Source organism: Paenibacillus sepulcri (assembly GCF_042647105.1).
Taxonomy (GTDB): domain Bacteria; phylum Bacillota; class Bacilli; order Paenibacillales; family Paenibacillaceae; genus Paenibacillus_Z; species Paenibacillus_Z sepulcri.
The window spans coordinates 4,570,646-4,590,000 of sequence record NZ_JBHRUP010000001.1; the positions used below are offsets into that span (position 1 = coordinate 4,570,646).

Sequence of the window (19,355 nt, forward strand, 5' to 3'; positions counted from 1 at the left end):
GGAAGGAGGACGTTGAAATGATTCAACCATTTACGCGTTTGGCCGTTGCTGACAACTCTGGCGCGAAAGAATTGATGTGTATTCGTGTACTGGGCGGTACTGGGCGTCGTGTAGGCCATATCGGCGATTTGATCGTTTGTTCCGTTAAACAAGCAACACCAGGTGGCGTTGTCAAAAAAGGTGATGTTGTTAAAGCGGTTATCGTACGTACGAAGCGTGCGGTTCGCCGTAAAGACGGTTCATACATCTCATTTGATGAGAATGCAGCGGTTATCGTAAAGGAAGACAAAAGCCCGCGCGGTACACGTATTTTCGGACCAGTTGCTCGTGAACTTCGCGATCGTGACTTTATGAAAATCGTATCGCTTGCACCGGAAGTTATCTAAAGAAATCATCTTGCGAACCATACGCAAGAATGCAGGAGGTGTAACTCATGCCACGCTTGAAAAAAGTGTTAGAGTCCCATAACAATAAATTGCACGTCAAAAAAGATGACACGATCATGGTCATTACCGGTAAAGACAAAGGCAAGAAAGGCCGCGTCATTGCTGCGTATCCACGAGAAAATCGTGTTCTCATCGAAGGCGTCAACATGGTGAAGAAGCATACTCGTCCTTCCCAGCTTAACCCGCAGGGTGGAATTATCGAGCAGGAAGCGCCAATTCACGTTTCAAATGTTATGCACATTGATCCAAAGAGCGGTAAAGTAACCCGTATCGGATACAAAACGCTCAACAACGGTAAAAAAGTCCGGGTCGCTAAAAAATCCGGTGAGGTAATCGATTAATTGACCGATAGCGGAAAGGAGGTCCACGTTACATGGCTACAACAAGATTGAAAGATCGTTTCCTGAATGACATTACACCTGCTTTGATGCAGAAATTTGATTACACCACCGTCATGCAAGTGCCGAAAATCGAGAAAATTGTTATCAACATGGGTGTTGGTGAGGCTGTTTCCAACTCCAAAGTGCTTGACACTGCTGTTGAAGACCTTCGCTTGATTTCCGGACAGAAGCCGGTAGTCACACGCGCGAAGAAATCCATCGCTGGTTTCAAACTTCGCGAAAATATGCCAATCGGGGTCAAAGTTACATTGCGCGGCGAGCGCATGTACTATTTCCTTGATAAACTGTTTAACGTAACGCTCCCACGCGTTCGCGACTTCCGCGGCGTATCGAACAAAGCGTTTGATGGTCGTGGTAACTATACACTCGGCTTGAAAGAACAACTTATCTTCCCGGAGATCGAGTATGATAAAGTTGATAAAGTGCGTGGTATGGACGTCGTCATCGTCACGACGGCAAAAACGGACGAAGAGGCTCGTGAACTGCTGACCCAAATGGGCATGCCGTTTGCGAAGTAATCCACAGGAGGTACTACCAAGTGGCAAAAACTTCGATGAAGATCAAGCAACAGCGCACACCGAAATTCAAAGTGCAAGCTTATACACGCTGTGAGCGTTGCGGCCGTCCGCATTCCGTTTTGCAAAAGTTTAAAATTTGCCGGATTTGTTTCCGTGAATTAGCATACAAAGGCCAGATTCCTGGCGTTAAAAAAGCAAGCTGGTAATCAGCTTAAGTATCGGGAAGGAGGTTCTCACAATGGTTATGTCTGATCCGATTGCAGATATGCTCACGCGTATCCGAAACGCAAACGTTGTGCGTCATGAGACGGTTGAAATGCCTGCTTCGAAGGTGAAGAAGCAAATCGCAGAAATTTTGAAACGCGAGGGCTTTATCCGCGACGCTGAGTATATCGAAGATAGCAAACAAGGGATTATCCGTATCTTTTTGAAATACGGTCCCAATCAAGAACGTGTCATTACCGGGCTGAAACGTATCAGCAAACCGGGACTGCGCGTTTACACGAAAAGCACTGAAGTCCCTCGTGTTCTAGGCGGCCTTGGAATGGCAATCATTTCAACGTCTAAAGGGGTTATGACCGATAAAGAAGCACGCCAAGTGAAATCGGGCGGCGAAGTCGTCTGCTACGTTTGGTAAGAAACTGTCACAACGATTGGAGGTGTAACAATGTCTCGTATTGGCCGTAAACCGATCCAAGTACCAGGTGGCGTAAACATCGACTTGGACAACAGCTTTATTACAATTAAAGGACCGAAAGGTTCGCTGAGCCGCACGATTCACAAGGACATGAAAGTGGTTGTGGAGGACAGCGTAATCACAATCGAACGTCCGACTGACAATAAATTGCACCGCTCCCTGCATGGCACAACGCGCAGCGTTATCGCTAATATGGTGAGTGGCGTAACTGAAGGTTTCACGAAATCACTGGAGCTCGTGGGCGTTGGTTACCGTGCAAGCAAGGCCGGTGACAAAGTTGTCCTTAACGTTGGATACTCCCATCCGGTTGAAATCACGCCTGAAGGCGGCATCGAGTTTGACGTTCCTTCGAACACCAAGATCATCGTTCGTGGTATCGACAAAGAACTCGTTGGCGCAACTGCTGCAAAAATCCGTTCTGTACGTGAACCAGAGCCGTATAAAGGCAAAGGGATCAAGTACGAAGGTGAGCGCATTATTCGTAAAGAAGGTAAAGCCGGTAAGAAAAAATAAATAGCTCTTGCAGCTGTTTAATCGGATAGCATCATAAAGGACAGTAAGAAAGGAGTGTACAACGAATGATTACAAAAGGCGATAAAAACAAAGCGCGTTTGAAACGTCACCTGCGTGTTCGTAAGAAAATCAATGGAACCGTGCAGCGTCCGCGTCTTGCTGTATTCCGTTCCTCCAAACACATCTATGCACAACTGATTGATGATGTTCAAGGTGTAACGATTGCATCGGCTTCTACGCTGGATAAAGAAGTTACTGACGTAGGCAACGGCGGCAACGTTGAATCGGCTCGCAAAATCGGTGAGCTCATCGCTGAACGCGCGAAAGCGAAAGGCGTTGAGAAAGTCGTTTTCGATCGCGGTGGATACTTGTACCATGGTAGAATACAGGCTCTGGCTGATGCGGCTCGCGAAGCTGGACTTCAATTCTAATTGAGAAACCTTAATAAGGAGGTAAAACGACTTGCGTATAGATCCGAATACTTTAGAACTGACTGAGAAAGTAGTTCAAATCAACCGCGTATCCAAAGTTGTAAAAGGCGGACGCCGTTTCAGCTTTAGCGCGCTTGTAGTTGTCGGAGACGGCAAAGGATATGTGGGCGCAGGAATCGGCAAAGCGGGCGAAGTTCCGGATGCCATCCGCAAAGGCATCGACGATGCCAAGAAAAACCTGATCCATGTACCACTTGTTAAGACAACGATCCCGCATCTGGTTCTTGGACATTTTGGCGCAGGACGCGTATTGCTCAAACCGGCATCGGAAGGTACCGGAGTGATTGCAGGCGGTCCTGTTCGTGCCGTTCTTGAGCTTGCAGGAGTAGGCGACATTCTTACAAAATCACTGGGTTCTTCGAACTCCATGAATATGGTTAACGCAACGCTTGAAGGGCTTTCCCGCCTGAAACGCGCTGAAGATGTTGCCAAACTGCGTGGAAAAACCGTACAAGAGCTTTTAGGTTAAGGAGGGGAACACGATGGCAAAATTGCAGATCACCCTCGTTCGCAGCCTGATTGGTCGTAACGAGAAGCAACGTGCAACGATTCAATCGCTCGGACTGCGTAAAATTCGTCAATCGGTTGTCCATAATGATAACCCGGCAGTCCGTGGTATGGTGAACACTGTCAGCCATATGGTCAAAGTTGAGGAAGTATAAGATATAGTGCCGCTTGCGGCACAAGAAATTATAAGGAGGTGCAACCTACGATGAAATTGCATGAGCTCACACCAGCACCAGGATCCCGCAAAGAAGCATTCCGTAAAGGTCGGGGTATCGGTAGCGGTAACGGCAAAACAGCTGGTCGTGGTCACAAAGGTCAGAACGCCCGTTCCGGCGGTGGTGTTCGTCCAGGTTTCGAAGGCGGACAAAACCCGTTGTATCGTCGTGTTCCTAAACGCGGCTTTAACAACCCATTCCGTAAAGAGTATGCGATTGTGAACATCGATGAGTTGAACAATTTTGCAGCCGGCACTGAAATCACGCCAGAGTTGCTTATCGAGCAAGGAATTGTCAAAAACCCGCAGAGTGGTATTAAAGTTCTCGGCAATGGCGATATCACTGTTCAGCTTACGGTAAAAGCAAACAAATTCTCTCAATCTGCGGTAGAGAAAATCCAGGCTGCCGGCGGTAAAACCGAGGTGATCTAATTGTTCAAGACCGTGTCCAACATTTGGAAAGTGGAAGACCTTCGCAAGCGGATTTTGTTCACATTGTTCATCTTGCTCGTTTACCGGATTGGTTCCTTTATTCCGGTGCCAGGCGTCAATAAAGATGTATTTAAGAGTGTTGACCAGTCCGGAGCTGATTTGTTTGGTTTGCTGAACACATTCTCAGGTGGAGCATTGTTCCAGTTCTCGATTTTCGCGATTGGAATTATGCCTTACATTACGGCTTCCATCATCGTGCAATTATTGTCGATGGATGTCATTCCTAAATTTGCCGAGTGGGCAAAAGAAGGAGAAAATGGAAAACGCAAGCTTGCACAAATTACACGTTATGGTACGATCGTACTAGGGTTAATTCAAGGTTTCGGTACGGCGATTGGATTTAACCGTCAATACCAGTACGAAATGATTCCAGGTGCAGCGTTTGGTGACTATCTGATGATAGCCATCGTCCTGACAGCAGGTACAGCCTTCCTTATGTGGCTCGGTGAGCAGATAACGGAGAAGGGTATCGGTAACGGGATCTCGGTCCTGATCTTTGCCGGTATCGTTGCTTCCATTCCGCGGCACATTCGATCTATCTATACACAAGAGTTTGTAGATGCTGGAGACACCCTTTTTCTTAACATCATAAAAGTGGTTGTTCTTCTCATCGTTATAGTCGCGATCGTGGTTGGGGTTATCTTTGTCCAACAGGGAATTAGAAAAATACCGGTTCAGTATGCTAAACGCGTAGTTGGACGTAAAATGTACGGTGGTCAATCTACACACATTCCGCTGAAAGTGAACGGAGCAGGCGTTATTCCGGTCATCTTCGCGTCATCGCTTTTGTTATTTCCCGTTACCATCTCACAGTTCTGGTCAACGCATGGCTGGGCGGTATGGGTAAAGGATAATTTGACATATGACGCGCCTCTGGGTATGGTACTGTATGTAATATTGATTCTGGCATTCACGTTCTTCTATACCTTTGTACAGATTAATCCGGTACAAATGGCTGACCAGATGAAGAAAAATGGAGGCTACATTCCAGGCATACGCCCTGGTAAGCCAACCTCTTCTTATATCACACGAGTCATGTCCAGAATCACACTGAGTGGTGCGATATTCTTGGCACTCATCTCAATTTTGCCGGTTATATTCGGTAAAATGGCTGGCTTGCCGGCAGATGTCAGACTCGGCGGAACCTCGCTGCTTATCGTTATCGGCGTTGCGCTTGATACGATGAAACAAATCGAGACCCAATTGATCAAGCGCCACTATAAAGGGTTTATCAATAAATAACGATAGGTTCAAAATCGGGCTTCCGTTCAGGTTATAGCGTAACGGAACCCGCTTAGAGCCTATTGTGCTTAAAGCGAGGAACACGCTAATGAACATTTTATTCATGGGCCCTCCAGGCGCCGGTAAAGGTACGCAAGCCGAGAGAATAGTGGATACCTTCGGAATTCCCCATATCTCTACGGGTGACGCGTTCCGACTGGCCATGAAACAAGGCACGCCTCTGGGACAGAAGGCTAAAGAATACGTCGATCAAGGTCTTCTCGTACCGGACGAAATTACGAACGGAATCGTTCGTGAACGTCTGCAGCTTGAAGATTGCCAAAAAGGATTCCTGCTAGACGGCTTTCCACGGACACTACAGCAAGCCGAGGCTTTGGATGGTATGCTTGCTGAAATGGGTCGAAGCATTGACCATGTTGTTAACTTAAAAGTTGACCGCGGTCTGCTGCTTGCGCGTCTGACCGGTCGCCGCATTTGTAAATCTTGTGGTGCGACCTACCACATTATGTTCAATCCGCCAAAGCAAGAAGGCATTTGCGATAAATGCGGCGGCGAGCTGTATCAGAGGTCAGACGATACGGAAGCGAAAGTCGGTACTCGTCTTGACGAGTACATCTCAAAAACAGCTCCTCTTCTGGATTATTACTCGGGCAAAGGGATCCTGCGCGAGGTGGACGGAGAGAGAGAGATTGATGAAGTAACGACGGAGATTGTTTCTGCTCTACGGGGAACAGCCGAATGATTATATGCAAATCCGAGTCGGAATTGCAATATATGAGAGAAGCTGGCCGAATCGTTGCCGAAACGCACCGGTTGTTGAAACAATCCATTCGTCCTGGTATTACAACCAAGGAATTGGACGGGATCGCGGAAACTTACATCCGCAGTCAAAATGCCATTCCATCTTTTAAAGGATACAATCAATTTCCTGCCAGCATTTGCGCTTCTGTCAATGAAGAGCTGGTACATGGAATTCCGGGCTCACGCAAACTGAATGATGGCGACATTATCAGCATTGATATTGGTGCGCAGTACAAAGGATACCATGGTGATTCCGCCTGGACCTACGGCGTTGGCAGTATCAGTGAGCAGACGAACAGACTGTTGGAAGTGACGGAAGAGTCACTTTATGCTGGTCTGGCGCTCGTTAAACCGGATGTTCGGTTGTTTACGATCTCGCATGCGATTCAACAAGTGATCGAAGCTGCTGGCTTCTCCGTTGTTCGTGAATATGTTGGTCACGGCATTGGAGCCAGCCTCCATGAAGAGCCACAGATTCCGAATTACGGCATGCCCAATCACGGGCCCAGGCTCAAACCGGGCATGGTGCTCGCGATTGAACCGATGGTCAACATCGGGGAGCGTTACGTACGTACGCTGGAGGATAATTGGACGGTCGTTACCGAAGACGGTTCATGGTGCGCACATTTTGAGCATACTGTGGCCGTGACGGCAGATGGCTGTGAAATATTAACCCTACCAAGGGAGCAGGCAGGTTGAACGCATTGGAACATATGCCGGAAATCGGCCGCATAGTCCAGATACTGCGTGGTAAGGAAGAAGGCGGCTATGCTGTTATTATCGGCATCGTCGATGAGAAATTCGTCCTTATCGCAGACGGTGACAAGCGGCGCTTCGATCAACCGAAGAAGAAGAACGTACTGCATCTAAGGATGCAGCCGGTCGTCAGTCATGAAGTGACGGACAGCATGCGGGAAACCGGCCGTGTTACGAATGCTAAGCTGCGTTTTGCGATTCAGAAAGCAGCGCAAGGGAAAGGAGATTGACTGTGGCTAAAGAAGATGTCATTGAAGTTGAAGGTACGGTAATTGAACCGCTGCCTAACGCCATGTTCAAGGTTGAACTGGAAAATGGACACCAAATTCTGGCTCATGTATCGGGTAAACTAAGAATGCATTTTATCCGTATCCTGACAGGAGATAAAGTGGTCATCCAGTTGTCGCCTTATGATCTATCTAGAGGACGCATTACCTATCGGAAGTAAGCCGGTATACGGTTTTGCTAACGAAAGAATTCGGGAGGTAATCACAATGAAGGTCAGACCTTCGGTCAAGCCGATCTGCGAAAAATGCAAAGTCATTCGCCGCAAAGGCAATGTAATGGTGATTTGTGAAAATCCGAAACACAAACAAAAACAAGGATAAAGGAGGGATAACGGTACATGGCACGTATTGCTGGTGTAGACTTACCGCGTGATAAACGCGTCGTCATTGCTCTGACCTACATTTTTGGTATCGGCACAACAACTGCCCACAAGATTCTGAGTACTACAGGTATCAGTGAACAGACACGCGTTCGCGACCTGACTGAAGATGAAGTCAGCAAACTGCGCGAAACGATTGATAAATCCGTTAAGGTGGAAGGCGACCTTCGTCGTGAAATTTCTCTTAACATCAAACGTCTGATCGAAATTGGCTGCTACCGCGGTGTTCGTCACCGTCGTGGTCTTCCGGTTCGTGGTCAACGGACGAAAACCAATGCTCGTACGCGTAAAGGTCCTCGTCGGACTGTAGCGAACAAGAAGAAATAACAAGGGGGGATAACTCAAATGGCAAAACCGAAAAAAGCGGTTCGTACAAAACGTCGTGACCGTAAAAATATTGAATCGGGTGTGGCACACATCCGTTCAACGTTCAATAACACGATTGTTACTATCACTGATCCGCACGGCAACGCGATCTCCTGGGCAAGCTCAGGCAACCTTGGTTTCAAAGGTTCCCGTAAAAGCACGCCTTTCGCAGCTCAAATGGCTGCCGAATCCGCTGCCAAAGCTGCAATGGAGCATGGTATGAAAGCAGTTGAAGTCATGGTTAAAGGTCCAGGTGCAGGTCGTGAAGCGGCAATCCGCTCCCTGCAGGCAGCTGGTCTTGAAGTTAACCTCATTAAGGACGTAACGCCTGTTCCGCATAACGGATGCCGTCCGCCGAAACGTCGTCGCGTATAGTCTAGTCGGGTGTGGTATCAAATATCGACAACTTGTGAATAATGGTTGTGAAGGTTTGGCATACTACATGATTAGACTTCAATTGCGATCATGGTAACGGAGCGACGTTTTGAAGGAGGGGACTATTAGTGATTGAGATCGAAAAGCCGAAAATCGAAACCGTAGAGCTGAACGAGGAAGGCACTTACGGACGTTTCGTAGTTGAACCGTTGGAACGCGGATACGGGACGACGCTCGGGAACTCGCTACGCAGAATCCTGTTGTCGTCATTGCCGGGTGCTGCTGTAACATCAGTTCAGATCGACGGCGTGCTTCATGAATTCTCGACGGTTCCAGGTGTGATGGAGGACGTAACCGAGATCATTCTGAACCTCAAAGGGCTTTCACTCAAAATCCATTCCGACGAAGAGAAGGTATTGGAAATTGACGCTGAAGGCGATGGCAACGTTACGGCGGGCGATATTCGCGCTGATAGCGATGTCGAAATTTTAAACCCTGATCTTCATGTCGCTACTCTGGCTTCCGGTGCACGGCTTCATATGCGTGTATTCGCCAATCGCGGACGCGGTTACGTTCAAGCGGATCGTAACAAACGGGAAGATCAGCCGATTGGTGTAATTCCAGTCGATTCGATCTACACGCCAATTACGCGCGTCAACTATACGGTTGAGAACACCCGCGTTGGCCAAGTAACGAACTATGATAAGCTGACATTGGAAGTTTGGACCGATGGCAGCATCAGGCCGGAAGAGGCTGTTAGCCTCGGCGCCAAAATTTTGACCGAGCATCTTGATTTATTCGTGGGACTTACGGATGAAGCCAAGGATGCCGAAATCATGGTAGAAAAAGAAGAAGACAAAAAAGAAAAAGTACTAGAGATGACGATTGAAGAACTCGATCTCTCCGTACGTTCTTACAATTGTCTCAAGCGTGCAGGCATCAACACCGTTCAAGAGCTGATAACGAAAACCGAAGAAGACATGATGAAAGTCCGCAACCTTGGACGCAAGTCTTTAGAGGAAGTTCAAGAGAAGCTCGAAGAACTCGGTCTTGGCCTCCGTATGGAAGAATAAAGGAGGGAAAATCGATGGCATATTCAAAATTGAGCCGTGACGCTAGTTCGCGTAAAGCATTATTCCGCGATCTTTGCACTGACTTGTTCCTGTATGAGCGGATTCAAACGACTGAAGCGAAAGCGAAAGAGCTTCGCCCGATCGCAGAGAAGCTGATCACGCTTGCTAAGCGCGGTGATCTTCACGCTCGTCGTCAAGTAGCTGCTTTTGTACGTCGCGAATCAATCGATGGCGAGCAAGATGCAATACAAAAACTGTTTTCCGAGCTGGCTACCCGTTACTCGGAACGTCCGGGCGGATACACACGTATTTTGAAATTGGGACCTCGTCGCGGTGACGCGGCACCAATGGTTTATTTGGAACTCGTGGACCGCGCGTAAACAAACGAAAGGGTGGACCTTGCGGCCACCTTTTTTTTGTGCCATTAAATGCGGCTCGGCTCGGACGAGCCTTCGGTACAAGCTAAAGAAGGGGCGGCGGATGCTGTTGTCCACGTAGGATATTGAATTGAATGATAAGGTAATCACATGTGGACAAAGGCAGGAAGTAAGCTCTTCGGCCCTTCTGTGCTCTACCCTACGGCTCTTCTCGCTGCACCAGTATGTCTGGAAATTATACTGACTATCGGTGGTATGGTTGGAGAATTCTCTATATAGCTGTTGAACTCGCTGCCGTGTCTTTAAAGGCTTGTAGCCTTTATGGCAAAGATACAGAGCAGTTTGTTTGTTGCAGACCGACAAGCAATAGAGTAACAAGACAAACATAAGCAACAGCTGATCAACAATAGAAAACACATCTAGTAACAACGACTGACCTGCCAGCAGTTCAAGCTGGAGCAAGAACAGATTTAGTAACAAACAGAGCACTGAACAATCGCCATACGCGCAATATCAACTGAGCAATTTGTCGGAGAGGAGGTGTGGGATGCGGAATCTGAGGGTGGTCGTCAGCTATGACGGTACCCGCTATTATGGCTTTCAAACGCAGCCTGGCGGAAATACGATCCAGGATGTGATTCAGGATACCATCAAGAAGCTAAGCGGCGAAGAGGTTCATATCATCGGTTCCGGAAGAACGGATGCCGGCGTTCACGCGCGCGGGCAAGTATTTAATTTTCACACAGCAGCGGCAATTCCGGTTGAGCGGTGGGCGATTGCTCTTAATACGAGACTGCCGACAGACATCGTTATCCGCAGCGTGGATGAAGTGGAGCCGGAGTTTCATTCCAGCTATTCTGCCAAGCGCAAGACGTATCGTTATTCAATTGATATGAATAAGTTCCCGGACGTGTTCGAACGCCGTTACCGATTTCATCATCCTACACCTCTATGTGTTGACGGGATGCGTAAAGGCTTGGCTGCCCTTGTAGGCACACATGACTTCAGTTCCTTTACATCCAGACGTTCAACCAAGACAACGCATATACGTACCGTATTTGAGGCGCGTATTGACGAGCAAGACGGCAAGCTGGATCTTTTTATCTCAGGCGGCGGTTTTTTATACAACATGGTACGGGTCATTACAGGGACGCTGCTGCTTGTAGGAGAAGGCAAACTCACTGCGGATGATGTCTCTGTCATTCTTGAAGCCCGGGACCGTTCTGCTGCCGGACCGACCGCCATGGCACATGGTCTGAATTTGTGGGAAGTAGAGTACTTGGAATAGCTGCAATCATACCGAAAAATAGCCCAAACATTATGCTTGCGCTTATGTTCTGTATATAGTAAAATATAACTTGTGCTTTCTTAGTGGCTCTCCCACAGCCCCGACTAAGTTGGCCATCCAAATTGTATATCAAACAAGTTAATGAATCGATGAAACGACATCGTTTCTTCATACATGAGAACGGTTGTTTTAATGAAGAAGGAGGATCATCCATGCGCACCACCTATATGGCTAAGCCAAATGAAGTTGAACGCAAATGGTACGTCATTGATGCGGAAGGTAAAACACTGGGTCGTCTTGCAAGCGAAGCAGCTGCATTAATCCGCGGCAAGCACAAACCAGAATTCACACCGCACGTTGACACAGGCGACTTCGTTGTAGTAATCAACGCAGAGAAAATTCATCTGACAGGTAAGAAGCTTCAAAACAAGCTGTACTACCGTCACTCCATGTATCCGGGCGGATTGAGAATAACTAATGCTCAGGATATGATCAACAAAACTCCAGAACGTGTACTGGAATTTGCCATTCACGGCATGCTTCCTAAGAACCGTCTGGGTGACAAAATGAAGCTTAAACTTAAAGTTTATGCCGGATCGGAACACCCACATCAAGCACAAAACCCGGAAGTCTATGAACTTCGCGGATAATTAGAGGGAGGACAGTTTCATGGCTCAAGTTCAATACTATGGAACCGGTCGTCGCAAACACTCTGTTGCACGTGTACGCCTTGTGCCGGGTGAAGGACGAATCATTATCAATAAACGTGACCTCAATGAGTATTTTGGTCTCGAAACACTTAAACTGATCGTGAAACAACCGCTTAATCTTACAGATACAACGGACAAGTACGATGTACTGGTACTTGCTCATGGCGGCGGTATTTCCGGTCAAGCCGGAGCCATCCGTCATGGTATTTCACGTGCTCTGCTCAAAGCAGACCCTGAATTCCGTCCAGCTCTGAAGCGTGCAGGCTTCCTGACACGTGACCCACGTATGAAAGAACGTAAGAAATACGGACTTAAAGCGGCTCGTCGCGCGCCTCAGTTCTCGAAACGTTAAACGAATCAACGAAAAATGCCCCTTCTGCTGGCCAGAGGGGGTATTTTTCTTCATATTGGCTCATTTAAGTCATTGAACAATACCATCATTAGACGTATAATTTAAAGTAGATCACTTTACTAGGAATTCGTTAATGGAGGCATTAGATATGAACCTTTTTGAGAAAGAAGCACTTATAACGCAAAAAGCAGTGGATTTGGAAAACGCATCACCGCAGGAAATTATTAAATTTGCCATCGAAACCTTTCCGAACATTACGTTTGCCTGCAGTTTTGGTGCGGAGGATGTAGTTATCGTTGATATGCTGCAAAAAATCAGCCCAAGTACAGACGTGTTTTACTTGGATACCGATTTTCACTTCAAAGAAACCTATGAAACAAGAGATAAGATGAAAGAAATTTACGGCATGAACTTTGTTGAGGTTAAACCTGAGATTACACCAGAGCAGCAGGCCGAACAATTCGGGGATGAGCTTTGGAAAAGTGATGCCAATCAATGCTGCAATATTCGCAAAGTTCAGCCTCTGACCAAAATTTTGTCCAAATACGAAGCTTGGATTACCGGTATTCGCCGCGATCAGGCGCCGACGCGTGCCAATTCCAAAAAAGTGGAGTATGACACCAAGTTTGGTCTGGTGAAGTTCAACCCAATCGCAAGCTGGACTTCCGAGGACGTTTGGGAGTATATCCGCACGAATAATGTTTATTACAACCCGCTGCATGATAATAACTACCCAAGCATTGGCTGCGAGCATTGCACGCGTCAGGTCATGCCGGGTGAGGACCCGCGTGCCGGTCGTTGGGCGGGACAAGAAAAAACAGAATGCGGATTGCATAAATAAAGGGAGGCACTTGCATAAATGAGCAGCATAAAGCCGCATGGCGGCGAACTCATCAATCGAATCGCCACTGGAGCACAGCGTGATGCGTTAGTTGCGGAAGCGGCAACCTTGTCATCCATTGTTATTAATACCTGGGCTGTATCTGATCTTGATTTAATAGGTGTTGGAGCTTTTTCGCCGCTCACGGGTTTCCTGAACGAAGCCGATTATCACTCTGTTGTAGAGAAAATGCGTCTTGCTAACGGCATTGTGTGGAGTATTCCGATCACTTTATCCGTTGAGGATGAGAAGGCGGCAGAGCTCTCTGTAGGGACTCGTGCGGCACTGACAGGTGAAGATGGCGTGCTTTACGGTGTAATCGATATCGAGAGCATCTACAAAGTGGATCAGAACCTTGAGGCCATCAATGTTTTCAAAACCGATGATCGAGAACATCCCGGAGTAGCCAAATTGTTTGGTCGTCCTTCCACTTATGTTGGTGGACCCATAACCGTAATCAACCGCCCTCAGCCGGAAAAGTTTAATGAGTTTTATTTCGATCCTGCCGAGACCCGTAAGATCTTCGCGGATAACGGCTGGAAAACCATCGTGGGATTCCAGACTCGCAATCCCGTCCACCGGGCTCATGAATATATCCAAAAATGTGCAATGGAAATTGTCGATGCACTTTTTCTGAATCCGCTGGTAGGCGAAACCAAATCGGATGACGTGCCGGCTAATGTGCGGATGAAGAGCTACGTTGCCTTGCTTGAGAATTATTACCCGAAGGATCGAGTGTTTCTTGGTGTTTTTCCAGCGGCGATGCGTTATGCGGGACCAAGGGAAGCTATCTTTCATGCAATGGTTCGTAAAAACTATGGCTGCACGCATTTCATTGTGGGCCGTGATCATGCGGGTGTTGGTGATTACTACGGGACTTACGAGGCTCAGGAGTTGCTTCGCACCTTCTCTGCGGAGGAGCTCGGCATAACGCCGCTTTATTTTGAGCACAGCTTCTTCTGTAAGAAATGCGGCAACATGGCTTCCAGCAAAACATGTCCGCATGATAAAGAGCATCACCTGACGCTGTCAGGCACCAAGGTTCGCGCTCTGCTTCGTGACGGGATATGTCCGCCTCCAGAGTTCTCCCGTCCGGAAGTTGCTCAAATTTTGATCGAAGGCATGTCAGAGCAGCCTGTGAATTAGTTGGTAACAATTTGTATTGGACAACTGATATTCGCATAACCGACCACCTCGTCCCATAAGATGATAAGAGAGCAGGCAAGACATGCCTCTTGCGTTATCATTGTTGGGGATTGGGGTGGTTTTTTGTATGCGCGGTTTTCGTAACCGATTCGTTGTCTGGATTACATATCGTGGAGCCTTACGCATCGTGGTTGGCATGTCGGTTGTATTGTTGACGGTTCTTTTGCTGACGCAGGAAGTGCCTGCGACCCGTACATGGACGTACTGGACCATGCCGCTTTCCGGGAAAATTATTGCCATTGATGCAGGGCACGGCGGTGTTGACGGCGGAGCGGTAAGTAAACAGGGAGCTGTTGAGAAGGATCTTAATCTGGCGATTGCGCTGCAGCTTCGCGACTACTTGCAGCAATCCGGGGCGGTTGTCGTCATGACGCGTGAAGGTGATTATGATCTGGCTAATGAAGGAACCCAGAAAATCAGCAAAAGAAAAACAGAGGATCTCCTGAGGCGCGCTCAATTCGTGAAGGACCAGAACGCCTCAATGCTCATCAGTATCCATATGAACAGCATACCTTCACCAAAATGGTCTGGCGCTCAAACCTTCTTTTATCCCAATCATCCTGATAATGCGGTTTTGGCTTCTTTCATCCAGGAGGAGATTAAACGCAATCTGGACAATACCCAACGGGTGGCTGCCAAGGTCAATACGGTTTACCTGTTGAAGGCTACCGAAGAGATTCCCAGTGCTCTGGTCGAGGTTGGATTTCTTTCAAATCCGGGCGAAGCAAGTCGTCTTGCGGATTCCAATTATCAAAAGATGGTTGCGGCCTCCGTGTATCAAGGCATACTTCGCTATTCCTCAGGAGAAAAATGGGGGAAGGGAACTCCTAATGGATCGTAACGTGATGGCCAGCTTCTCCGCAAGGAGGAGTTGGTTTTTTAAATAAAAGTATATGCGTCCACCATACTTAGCTTATAATATTTCACCGCAAAAAACGGCACAGGGCATCTCCTCTGACGATAGCTGGTTCTTCTTGTGATATAATCAATAATGTACATATCGTTATGATCGGTATTGCGTATATATTTGAATATGAGGTGACGATGAACTTATGTTGACTCGTGAGGAAGCCATTTCAGCTGCTGAAGCTGTAGCGGTGCGATATAGCAAGGATGGCAAAGTGAGCATCCGTGATGTAATGGTGAAGGAGGGTCAGGTTTCTTTGACGGTTCAAGGCGTCGAGTCTGCGGCTCAGCCGGCGTTTGAGGCGGCTCTGCGCGAGGCTATGGCACGTTTGGGAGTAGAAACGGTTCACAGCCGCTTCCGCGCGGCCGCAGCATCGGAGGAGGGCGCTGCAGGCGCGGATGGATCGAAGAATGCATCAGCCGGCGGCTCGGAAGGGAACCGTGCACCCTTACGCGGCCATTCGGCTGGTCTTGAAGCCCACCCACTGCTCCATGCGGGCAGCGGAGTGCAATTTATCGCGGTTGCCAGCGGCAAGGGCGGTGTAGGCAAGTCTACGGTCACCGTTAATTTAGCCGTTGCGCTTGCTCGCCAAGGGAAGAGAGTCGGAATCGTCGATGCCGATATTTACGGGTTTAGCGTTCCGGATATGATGGGAATTGAGGAGAGACCTGAAGTGATAAACGAAAGGGTCATTCCCATTGAAAAATTCGGTGTTCGTGTCATGTCGATGGGATTTTTTGTTGAGGACAATGCACCGATCGTTTGGCGCGGGCCCATGCTCGGCAAAATGCTGCGCAATTTTTTTGCAGAGATCGAGTGGGGCGAGCTGGACTATCTGCTGCTTGATCTGCCTCCGGGTACCGGTGATGTCGCGCTTGATGTTCATCAAATGATTCCGCAAAGCAAAGAAATCATTGTTACTACCCCTCATGCAACAGCCGCCTTTGTAGCTGCTCGGGCTGGTGCCATGGCGATTAAAACAGAGCATGAAATTCTTGGCATTGTGGAGAACATGTCTTATTTTGAAAGTAAAAGCGGTGAGAAGGAGTATGTGTTCGGGCGCGGCGGCGGAGCACGTTTGGCGGAATCTCTGAATGCGGAGTTAATGGCTCAAATCCCGCTGGGTGCGCCGGATAATCATCCTTCCGAGGAAGACTTCTCTCCATCTGTATATAAAGCGGATACGGAGATTGGCCGTTTATATTCGGATATAGCCCAGAAAGTGATTGCCAAATGTGAAGCATAAGAAACAGAAGCCAAACCTGGATTGTAAATATAAAACCCGCTTATATGGGAACCGGTGGAACCGGATCCCGTACGAGCGGGTTTTATTTTTCACTAAAAGTTAGCCCCCGCCTTGATCGGACATATCGCCTCCAGAGTCCTCTTCGCTTTGGCCTTCCTTCTCAGAAGGTTTCTGCACCTTCTCATCCGGTTTAGGTTTAAGTTCTTCCTTAACCGCCTTCTTCAGCAGATCCAGAATCTCCAATCGGAAAATTGGACTGGACATCGATTCCTGCATAATCGTCATCACCTGAGAACGATATTGAGTGCTCTGCAGTACTTCGAGAATCATTTTATCCATTTCCGGATTTTTTAGAACTTGAATGAGATCCTTCTGATAGGATGGATCCTTCAGCAGATCCTTATGGATTTGTTTGTTTTGCTTGTTTACAGCATTGGCAAATTCGCCTGCAAACCGGGTATCAAGCATCAACCGCTCAATGACTTTATTATAATCAGGAGAGACTAATGTTTCCTTCACTGCCAATCTGACCTGCTCCTGATCCTGAACAGACAGCAATTTTGACGTAAAGCCCGAGCTTCCGGATCCTGTGGCGATTGCGGATTCCTGAAGTGCTTTTTGGGCATCTTCGGTCTTCAGTATGTCAATAACCATTGATTTCATATCTTTATAACTGACCGCCTCGCTTGATCCGCCACCTGAAGGCTCGGATCCGCAGCTCGTTATAATGAGTGTCAGTGCAATCATGTAACCAATCAACGCGAAGCGTTTGAGCATGCTAACCCCATCTCCTTTCTGACTAAGAATTCATTGGCTTTTGAAGACTTCATTGCTGAATTGTCATGTGGTAGTTCATGAATAGTATGCGACAATGTTCAAGGTATTATCATGGACACGACATAGCTTTTTGTTGTGAACGTGGTAAAATAAAGGTTGACATGGTTTTGCATGAACCTTCCGAGGAGTGAACGAAAGAGTGAATTTACGCAAATGGTTTTTCCTGTTCTGGAGCACGATGGCGGTTGGCGGTGTCGTGACCATGATAGTTGGAAGTATTATGCAATGGACCGACCAATCCTTTGGTTTTTTGGGACTTCAGGCAGCAGGATTTAATGCGCTTATGATGCTTCTGGTAGGATTATTATTTGGCGCATTTAGTCAAATGGGCTTTTTTGCTTATTTGACGCTTAATTACATCGCACTAAGCGTTCTTCGTAAAAGTTACTTATGGAATGCACTGCAGGCCTACACAACATTGTTTGCGCTGGGCGGACTTGGATACATTTTGTATGGCAATCGCGAGCTTTTGAATAATTGGATATTCTGGTCGTTGCCGGTAGCTCTTGGTTTAACCGCGTGGCTTGTGGCCTATTTTAAAGTGAAACAAACCAATAATCATGCATTTATTCCAACTGTTTTTTTATTGGTCGTGGTAACCATATTGGAATCCTGGCCGACCCTGACAGGGGAAGAAAGCAATCCGAGCGCAATCGTCTTTATGGTGATTCCGATGTTTGTTTGCAATGCATATCAAATTATGTGGCTTCACCGACTTGTGGGCAAACGAACAGCCGACCCCGCAATAAATGCGAAATCGGCTGTATAATTCTTTTTAGATTTGTTCTTTAAAAACCTGTAGAAGCAGCCATTTGCTGCAGCATGGTCGGTTTATCCTGTACCGTTTTGCCCTGCACTTCGGTTTGAGCGATAAGTTCGGAGACAGTTACGAATTCATACCCCTTCTCACGAAGCTGATCGATAATTGCAGGGAGCGCTTCATGGGTTTGTTTGACCGAATCGCTGGCATGCATCAGAACGATATCTCCCGGATGAGCTTTGCTGACGACGCGGTTTACAATTTTGTCTGTACCGATGTTCATCCAATCCAGTGAATCGGTGTCCCATTGGATGACTTTATAATTCATTTGTTCGGCAATGGACAGCACCCTTTTGTCAAAATCTCCGTTAGGTAAACGAATCAAGGTTGGTGTTTTGCCGGTTACTTGGGTGAGAACCGAATGAGCGGTTTCGATTTGCTTGCGGATTTCATCATCATTAAGTGTACTGTAATTCTCGTGCTTGTTTCCATGACTGCCAATTTCGTATCCCGCGTCAACGATTTTCTTCACGATCTCCGGATGTGATTGACTCCAGGGAGCAGACAGGAAAAACGTAGCATCCGTTACATTTTTCTGTTTCAATATTTCGAGAATAGGCTCGGTCCGCTTCTCCCCCCAACTGATGTCAAAAGTAAGTGCAATTACTTTCTTATCTGTTGGCACGCTGTAGATAGCGGCTGGCTGCTGTGGAGAAAATACCGTGATGTTGTCCTTTTCCGCATAAATGACGCCGACTGCAAATATGATGCCGATCGCGATGAAAAAGTAACGTTTCAACCTTTGGCCGTTTATTACATAAAACATGTTCATTGGATTGGGCGCTCCTTTCTGGATTGAGGCTTGTTCTAGTACAATCTATGCTCGTACCACCAACTTATTCGTCACAGATGCGAAAATAGATGCAAAAAAAGGAGTGAGCATTATGTTTGGCTTGCGCGAAATTTTTCGTCATTTGGGTACGATGCGCCATTATTTGATTTTTAGCTGTGTCATTATGTTGGCCGGTATTGTCGTAGGAGCTACCAATCCCGGTTTTGATTCCTTTATCCAGGGACAAATGGCGGGTCTCCAGCAAATGGCGGATACCATTGATAACAGCAGCAACCCCACACTATGGTTTATGGTGTTTATATTCTTCAATAATGCCATCAAGTCCATTATTGTGATGTATCTGGGAGCGATTCTGGGTATCGTTCCTTTCATATTCTTGG

The 19,355-nt window shown here is 47.4% G+C and carries 31 protein-coding genes (1 of these 31 cut by a window edge); 29 read left to right on the top strand and 2 right to left on the bottom strand.

The genetic code is table 11. The features are described from left to right. Nucleotides 1-17: 17 nt before the first annotated feature. The 27 genes from rplN to ACFOLF_RS20335 all read left to right on the top strand — a co-directional run bounded on the left by rplN (nt 18) and on the right by ACFOLF_RS20335 (nt 16,525). Nucleotides 18-386, top strand: a complete 369-nt coding sequence (gene rplN / locus ACFOLF_RS20205) for a 50S ribosomal protein L14 (protein ID WP_210046665.1) — start codon at nt 18-20, stop codon at nt 384-386. A 47-nt stretch (nt 387-433) separates the two neighbouring features. Further along, entirely contained in the window at nt 434-787 is a 354-nt protein-coding gene (gene rplX / locus ACFOLF_RS20210) for a 50S ribosomal protein L24 (RefSeq protein WP_210046664.1), read from the top strand. Between the two features lie 32 nt (nt 788-819). Beyond that, nucleotides 820-1,365, top strand: a complete 546-nt coding sequence (rplE, locus tag ACFOLF_RS20215) for a 50S ribosomal protein L5 (RefSeq protein ID WP_210046663.1) — start codon at nt 820-822, stop codon at nt 1,363-1,365. A 20-nt stretch (nt 1,366-1,385) separates the two neighbouring features. Beyond that, complete coding sequence (locus ACFOLF_RS20220; protein ID WP_169281342.1) at nt 1,386-1,571, top strand: type Z 30S ribosomal protein S14; 186 nt, start codon at nt 1,386-1,388, stop codon at nt 1,569-1,571. Between the two features lie 32 nt (nt 1,572-1,603). Continuing rightward, entirely contained in the window at nt 1,604-2,002 is a 399-nt protein-coding gene (gene rpsH / locus ACFOLF_RS20225; protein WP_189000457.1) for a 30S ribosomal protein S8, read from the top strand. Nucleotides 2,003-2,032: 30 nt separating this feature from the next. Then, nucleotides 2,033-2,575, top strand: coding sequence for a 50S ribosomal protein L6 (gene rplF, locus ACFOLF_RS20230; RefSeq protein WP_210046662.1), 543 nt, complete (start codon nt 2,033-2,035; stop codon nt 2,573-2,575). Nucleotides 2,576-2,640: 65 nt separating this feature from the next. Next, the gene (gene rplR / locus ACFOLF_RS20235) at nt 2,641-3,006 is read left to right on the top strand and encodes a 50S ribosomal protein L18 (protein WP_210046661.1); all 366 of its coding nucleotides are present in this window, start codon (nt 2,641-2,643) and stop codon (nt 3,004-3,006) included. 31 nt (nt 3,007-3,037) lie between these two features. After that, the gene (rpsE, locus tag ACFOLF_RS20240) at nt 3,038-3,535 is read left to right on the top strand and encodes a 30S ribosomal protein S5 (protein ID WP_210046660.1); all 498 of its coding nucleotides are present in this window, start codon (nt 3,038-3,040) and stop codon (nt 3,533-3,535) included. A 13-nt stretch (nt 3,536-3,548) separates the two neighbouring features. Beyond that, nucleotides 3,549-3,728, top strand: coding sequence for a 50S ribosomal protein L30 (rpmD, locus tag ACFOLF_RS20245; RefSeq protein WP_189000446.1), 180 nt, complete (start codon nt 3,549-3,551; stop codon nt 3,726-3,728). 50 nt (nt 3,729-3,778) lie between these two features. Next, complete coding sequence (gene rplO / locus ACFOLF_RS20250) at nt 3,779-4,219, top strand: 50S ribosomal protein L15 (protein WP_210046659.1); 441 nt, start codon at nt 3,779-3,781, stop codon at nt 4,217-4,219. Next, nucleotides 4,220-5,521, top strand: coding sequence for a preprotein translocase subunit SecY (gene secY, locus ACFOLF_RS20255; protein ID WP_210046658.1), 1,302 nt, complete (start codon nt 4,220-4,222; stop codon nt 5,519-5,521). Between the two features lie 88 nt (nt 5,522-5,609). Further along, nucleotides 5,610-6,263: an adenylate kinase gene (locus ACFOLF_RS20260; protein WP_210046657.1), complete on the top strand. Its 654-nt coding sequence runs from the start codon at nt 5,610-5,612 to the stop codon at nt 6,261-6,263. Then, nucleotides 6,260-7,021, top strand: a complete 762-nt coding sequence (gene map / locus ACFOLF_RS20265) for a type I methionyl aminopeptidase (protein ID WP_210046656.1) — start codon at nt 6,260-6,262, stop codon at nt 7,019-7,021. The genes ACFOLF_RS20260 and map overlap by 4 nt, the downstream gene beginning before the upstream one ends. Before the next feature lie 14 nt (nt 7,022-7,035). Further along, on the top strand, nt 7,036-7,308 hold the full coding sequence (locus ACFOLF_RS20270; RefSeq protein ID WP_210046703.1) for a KOW domain-containing RNA-binding protein: 273 nt from the start codon (nt 7,036-7,038) through the stop codon (nt 7,306-7,308). 2 nt (nt 7,309-7,310) lie between these two features. Further along, nucleotides 7,311-7,526 (top strand): translation initiation factor IF-1, encoded by a 216-nt coding sequence (gene infA, locus ACFOLF_RS20275; protein ID WP_015847200.1) that lies wholly within the window; start codon nt 7,311-7,313, stop codon nt 7,524-7,526. A 46-nt stretch (nt 7,527-7,572) separates the two neighbouring features. Further along, the gene (gene rpmJ / locus ACFOLF_RS20280; RefSeq protein WP_003333770.1) at nt 7,573-7,686 is read left to right on the top strand and encodes a 50S ribosomal protein L36; all 114 of its coding nucleotides are present in this window, start codon (nt 7,573-7,575) and stop codon (nt 7,684-7,686) included. Between the two features lie 17 nt (nt 7,687-7,703). Beyond that, the gene (gene rpsM, locus ACFOLF_RS20285; RefSeq protein ID WP_210046655.1) at nt 7,704-8,072 is read left to right on the top strand and encodes a 30S ribosomal protein S13; all 369 of its coding nucleotides are present in this window, start codon (nt 7,704-7,706) and stop codon (nt 8,070-8,072) included. An 18-nt stretch (nt 8,073-8,090) separates the two neighbouring features. After that, complete coding sequence (rpsK, locus tag ACFOLF_RS20290) at nt 8,091-8,486, top strand: 30S ribosomal protein S11 (protein WP_125663943.1); 396 nt, start codon at nt 8,091-8,093, stop codon at nt 8,484-8,486. 128 nt (nt 8,487-8,614) lie between these two features. After that, the gene (locus ACFOLF_RS20295; RefSeq protein WP_210046654.1) at nt 8,615-9,559 is read left to right on the top strand and encodes a DNA-directed RNA polymerase subunit alpha; all 945 of its coding nucleotides are present in this window, start codon (nt 8,615-8,617) and stop codon (nt 9,557-9,559) included. A 14-nt stretch (nt 9,560-9,573) separates the two neighbouring features. Beyond that, nucleotides 9,574-9,939 (top strand): 50S ribosomal protein L17, encoded by a 366-nt coding sequence (rplQ, locus tag ACFOLF_RS20300; RefSeq protein WP_189000425.1) that lies wholly within the window; start codon nt 9,574-9,576, stop codon nt 9,937-9,939. 544 nt (nt 9,940-10,483) lie between these two features. Then, nucleotides 10,484-11,224: a tRNA pseudouridine(38-40) synthase TruA gene (gene truA, locus ACFOLF_RS20305; protein ID WP_210046653.1), complete on the top strand. Its 741-nt coding sequence runs from the start codon at nt 10,484-10,486 to the stop codon at nt 11,222-11,224. Between the two features lie 212 nt (nt 11,225-11,436). After that, nucleotides 11,437-11,874: a 50S ribosomal protein L13 gene (gene rplM / locus ACFOLF_RS20310; RefSeq protein WP_210046652.1), complete on the top strand. Its 438-nt coding sequence runs from the start codon at nt 11,437-11,439 to the stop codon at nt 11,872-11,874. Nucleotides 11,875-11,893: 19 nt separating this feature from the next. Further along, nucleotides 11,894-12,286, top strand: coding sequence for a 30S ribosomal protein S9 (rpsI, locus tag ACFOLF_RS20315; protein WP_210046651.1), 393 nt, complete (start codon nt 11,894-11,896; stop codon nt 12,284-12,286). A gap of 148 nt (nt 12,287-12,434) precedes the next feature. After that, nucleotides 12,435-13,127 (top strand): phosphoadenylyl-sulfate reductase, encoded by a 693-nt coding sequence (locus ACFOLF_RS20320; protein ID WP_210046650.1) that lies wholly within the window; start codon nt 12,435-12,437, stop codon nt 13,125-13,127. A gap of 18 nt (nt 13,128-13,145) precedes the next feature. Continuing rightward, complete coding sequence (gene sat, locus ACFOLF_RS20325; RefSeq protein ID WP_210046649.1) at nt 13,146-14,312, top strand: sulfate adenylyltransferase; 1,167 nt, start codon at nt 13,146-13,148, stop codon at nt 14,310-14,312. A gap of 127 nt (nt 14,313-14,439) precedes the next feature. Next, entirely contained in the window at nt 14,440-15,213 is a 774-nt protein-coding gene (cwlD, locus tag ACFOLF_RS20330; protein ID WP_210046648.1) for an N-acetylmuramoyl-L-alanine amidase CwlD, read from the top strand. A gap of 211 nt (nt 15,214-15,424) precedes the next feature. Further along, on the top strand, nt 15,425-16,525 hold the full coding sequence (locus ACFOLF_RS20335) for an Mrp/NBP35 family ATP-binding protein (protein ID WP_210046647.1): 1,101 nt from the start codon (nt 15,425-15,427) through the stop codon (nt 16,523-16,525). A 99-nt stretch (nt 16,526-16,624) separates the two neighbouring features. On the opposite strand, the gene gerD is transcribed toward ACFOLF_RS20335, so the two are convergent. After that, entirely contained in the window at nt 16,625-17,302 is a 678-nt protein-coding gene (gerD, locus tag ACFOLF_RS20340; protein WP_210046646.1) for a spore germination lipoprotein GerD, read from the bottom strand. Between the two features lie 199 nt (nt 17,303-17,501). Between gerD and ACFOLF_RS20345 the strand changes: the two genes are divergently transcribed. After that, complete coding sequence (locus tag ACFOLF_RS20345) at nt 17,502-18,131, top strand: KinB-signaling pathway activation protein (protein ID WP_210046645.1); 630 nt, start codon at nt 17,502-17,504, stop codon at nt 18,129-18,131. A gap of 19 nt (nt 18,132-18,150) precedes the next feature. Here the strand turns inward: ACFOLF_RS20345 and pdaB are convergent, their stop codons facing one another. Continuing rightward, nucleotides 18,151-18,954 carry a polysaccharide deacetylase family sporulation protein PdaB gene (pdaB, locus tag ACFOLF_RS20350; RefSeq protein WP_210046644.1) on the bottom strand — a complete coding sequence of 268 codons (804 nt, stop codon included), beginning with the start codon at nt 18,952-18,954 and terminating at the stop codon, nt 18,151-18,153. A 112-nt stretch (nt 18,955-19,066) separates the two neighbouring features. Between pdaB and ACFOLF_RS20355 the strand changes: the two genes are divergently transcribed. Beyond that, a protein-coding gene (locus ACFOLF_RS20355) for a stage II sporulation protein M (protein WP_210046643.1) crosses the window boundary here: on the top strand, nt 19,067-19,355 show its start. The gene runs 323 nt beyond the window's last position; only the first 289 of its 612 coding nucleotides appear in the window; it begins with the start codon at nt 19,067-19,069; its stop codon lies beyond the right edge, outside the window.

Excerpts from the sequence above, each read along its gene's own strand:
- rpmJ (WP_003333770.1), top strand. The coding sequence starts at position 7,573 with ATGAAGGTCAGACCTTCGGTCAAGCCGATCTGCGAAAAATGCAAAGTC.
- rpsI (WP_210046651.1), top strand. The coding sequence starts at position 11,894 with ATGGCTCAAGTTCAATACTATGGAACCGGTCGTCGCAAACACTCTGTT.
- rpsH (WP_189000457.1), top strand. The coding sequence starts at position 1,604 with ATGGTTATGTCTGATCCGATTGCAGATATGCTCACGCGTATCCGAAAC.
- rplM (WP_210046652.1), top strand. The coding sequence starts at position 11,437 with ATGCGCACCACCTATATGGCTAAGCCAAATGAAGTTGAACGCAAATGG.
- rplE (WP_210046663.1), top strand. The coding sequence starts at position 820 with ATGGCTACAACAAGATTGAAAGATCGTTTCCTGAATGACATTACACCT.
- rplN (WP_210046665.1), top strand. The coding sequence starts at position 18 with ATGATTCAACCATTTACGCGTTTGGCCGTTGCTGACAACTCTGGCGCG.
- rplX (WP_210046664.1), top strand. The coding sequence starts at position 434 with ATGCCACGCTTGAAAAAAGTGTTAGAGTCCCATAACAATAAATTGCAC.
- ACFOLF_RS20270 (WP_210046703.1), top strand. The coding sequence starts at position 7,036 with ATGCCGGAAATCGGCCGCATAGTCCAGATACTGCGTGGTAAGGAAGAA.
- rpsM (WP_210046655.1), top strand. The coding sequence starts at position 7,704 with ATGGCACGTATTGCTGGTGTAGACTTACCGCGTGATAAACGCGTCGTC.
- rplR (WP_210046661.1), top strand. The coding sequence starts at position 2,641 with ATGATTACAAAAGGCGATAAAAACAAAGCGCGTTTGAAACGTCACCTG.
- sat (WP_210046649.1), top strand. The coding sequence starts at position 13,146 with ATGAGCAGCATAAAGCCGCATGGCGGCGAACTCATCAATCGAATCGCC.
- rpsK (WP_125663943.1), top strand. The coding sequence starts at position 8,091 with ATGGCAAAACCGAAAAAAGCGGTTCGTACAAAACGTCGTGACCGTAAA.
- gerD (WP_210046646.1), bottom strand. The coding sequence starts at position 17,302 with ATGCTCAAACGCTTCGCGTTGATTGGTTACATGATTGCACTGACACTC.
- map (WP_210046656.1), top strand. The coding sequence starts at position 6,260 with ATGATTATATGCAAATCCGAGTCGGAATTGCAATATATGAGAGAAGCT.
- ACFOLF_RS20320 (WP_210046650.1), top strand. The coding sequence starts at position 12,435 with ATGAACCTTTTTGAGAAAGAAGCACTTATAACGCAAAAAGCAGTGGAT.
- cwlD (WP_210046648.1), top strand. The coding sequence starts at position 14,440 with ATGCGCGGTTTTCGTAACCGATTCGTTGTCTGGATTACATATCGTGGA.
- rplF (WP_210046662.1), top strand. The coding sequence starts at position 2,033 with ATGTCTCGTATTGGCCGTAAACCGATCCAAGTACCAGGTGGCGTAAAC.
- ACFOLF_RS20335 (WP_210046647.1), top strand. The coding sequence starts at position 15,425 with ATGTTGACTCGTGAGGAAGCCATTTCAGCTGCTGAAGCTGTAGCGGTG.
- rplQ (WP_189000425.1), top strand. The coding sequence starts at position 9,574 with ATGGCATATTCAAAATTGAGCCGTGACGCTAGTTCGCGTAAAGCATTA.
- rpmD (WP_189000446.1), top strand. The coding sequence starts at position 3,549 with ATGGCAAAATTGCAGATCACCCTCGTTCGCAGCCTGATTGGTCGTAAC.
- ACFOLF_RS20260 (WP_210046657.1), top strand. The coding sequence starts at position 5,610 with ATGAACATTTTATTCATGGGCCCTCCAGGCGCCGGTAAAGGTACGCAA.
- pdaB (WP_210046644.1), bottom strand. The coding sequence starts at position 18,954 with ATGAACATGTTTTATGTAATAAACGGCCAAAGGTTGAAACGTTACTTT.
- rplO (WP_210046659.1), top strand. The coding sequence starts at position 3,779 with ATGAAATTGCATGAGCTCACACCAGCACCAGGATCCCGCAAAGAAGCA.
- truA (WP_210046653.1), top strand. The coding sequence starts at position 10,484 with ATGCGGAATCTGAGGGTGGTCGTCAGCTATGACGGTACCCGCTATTAT.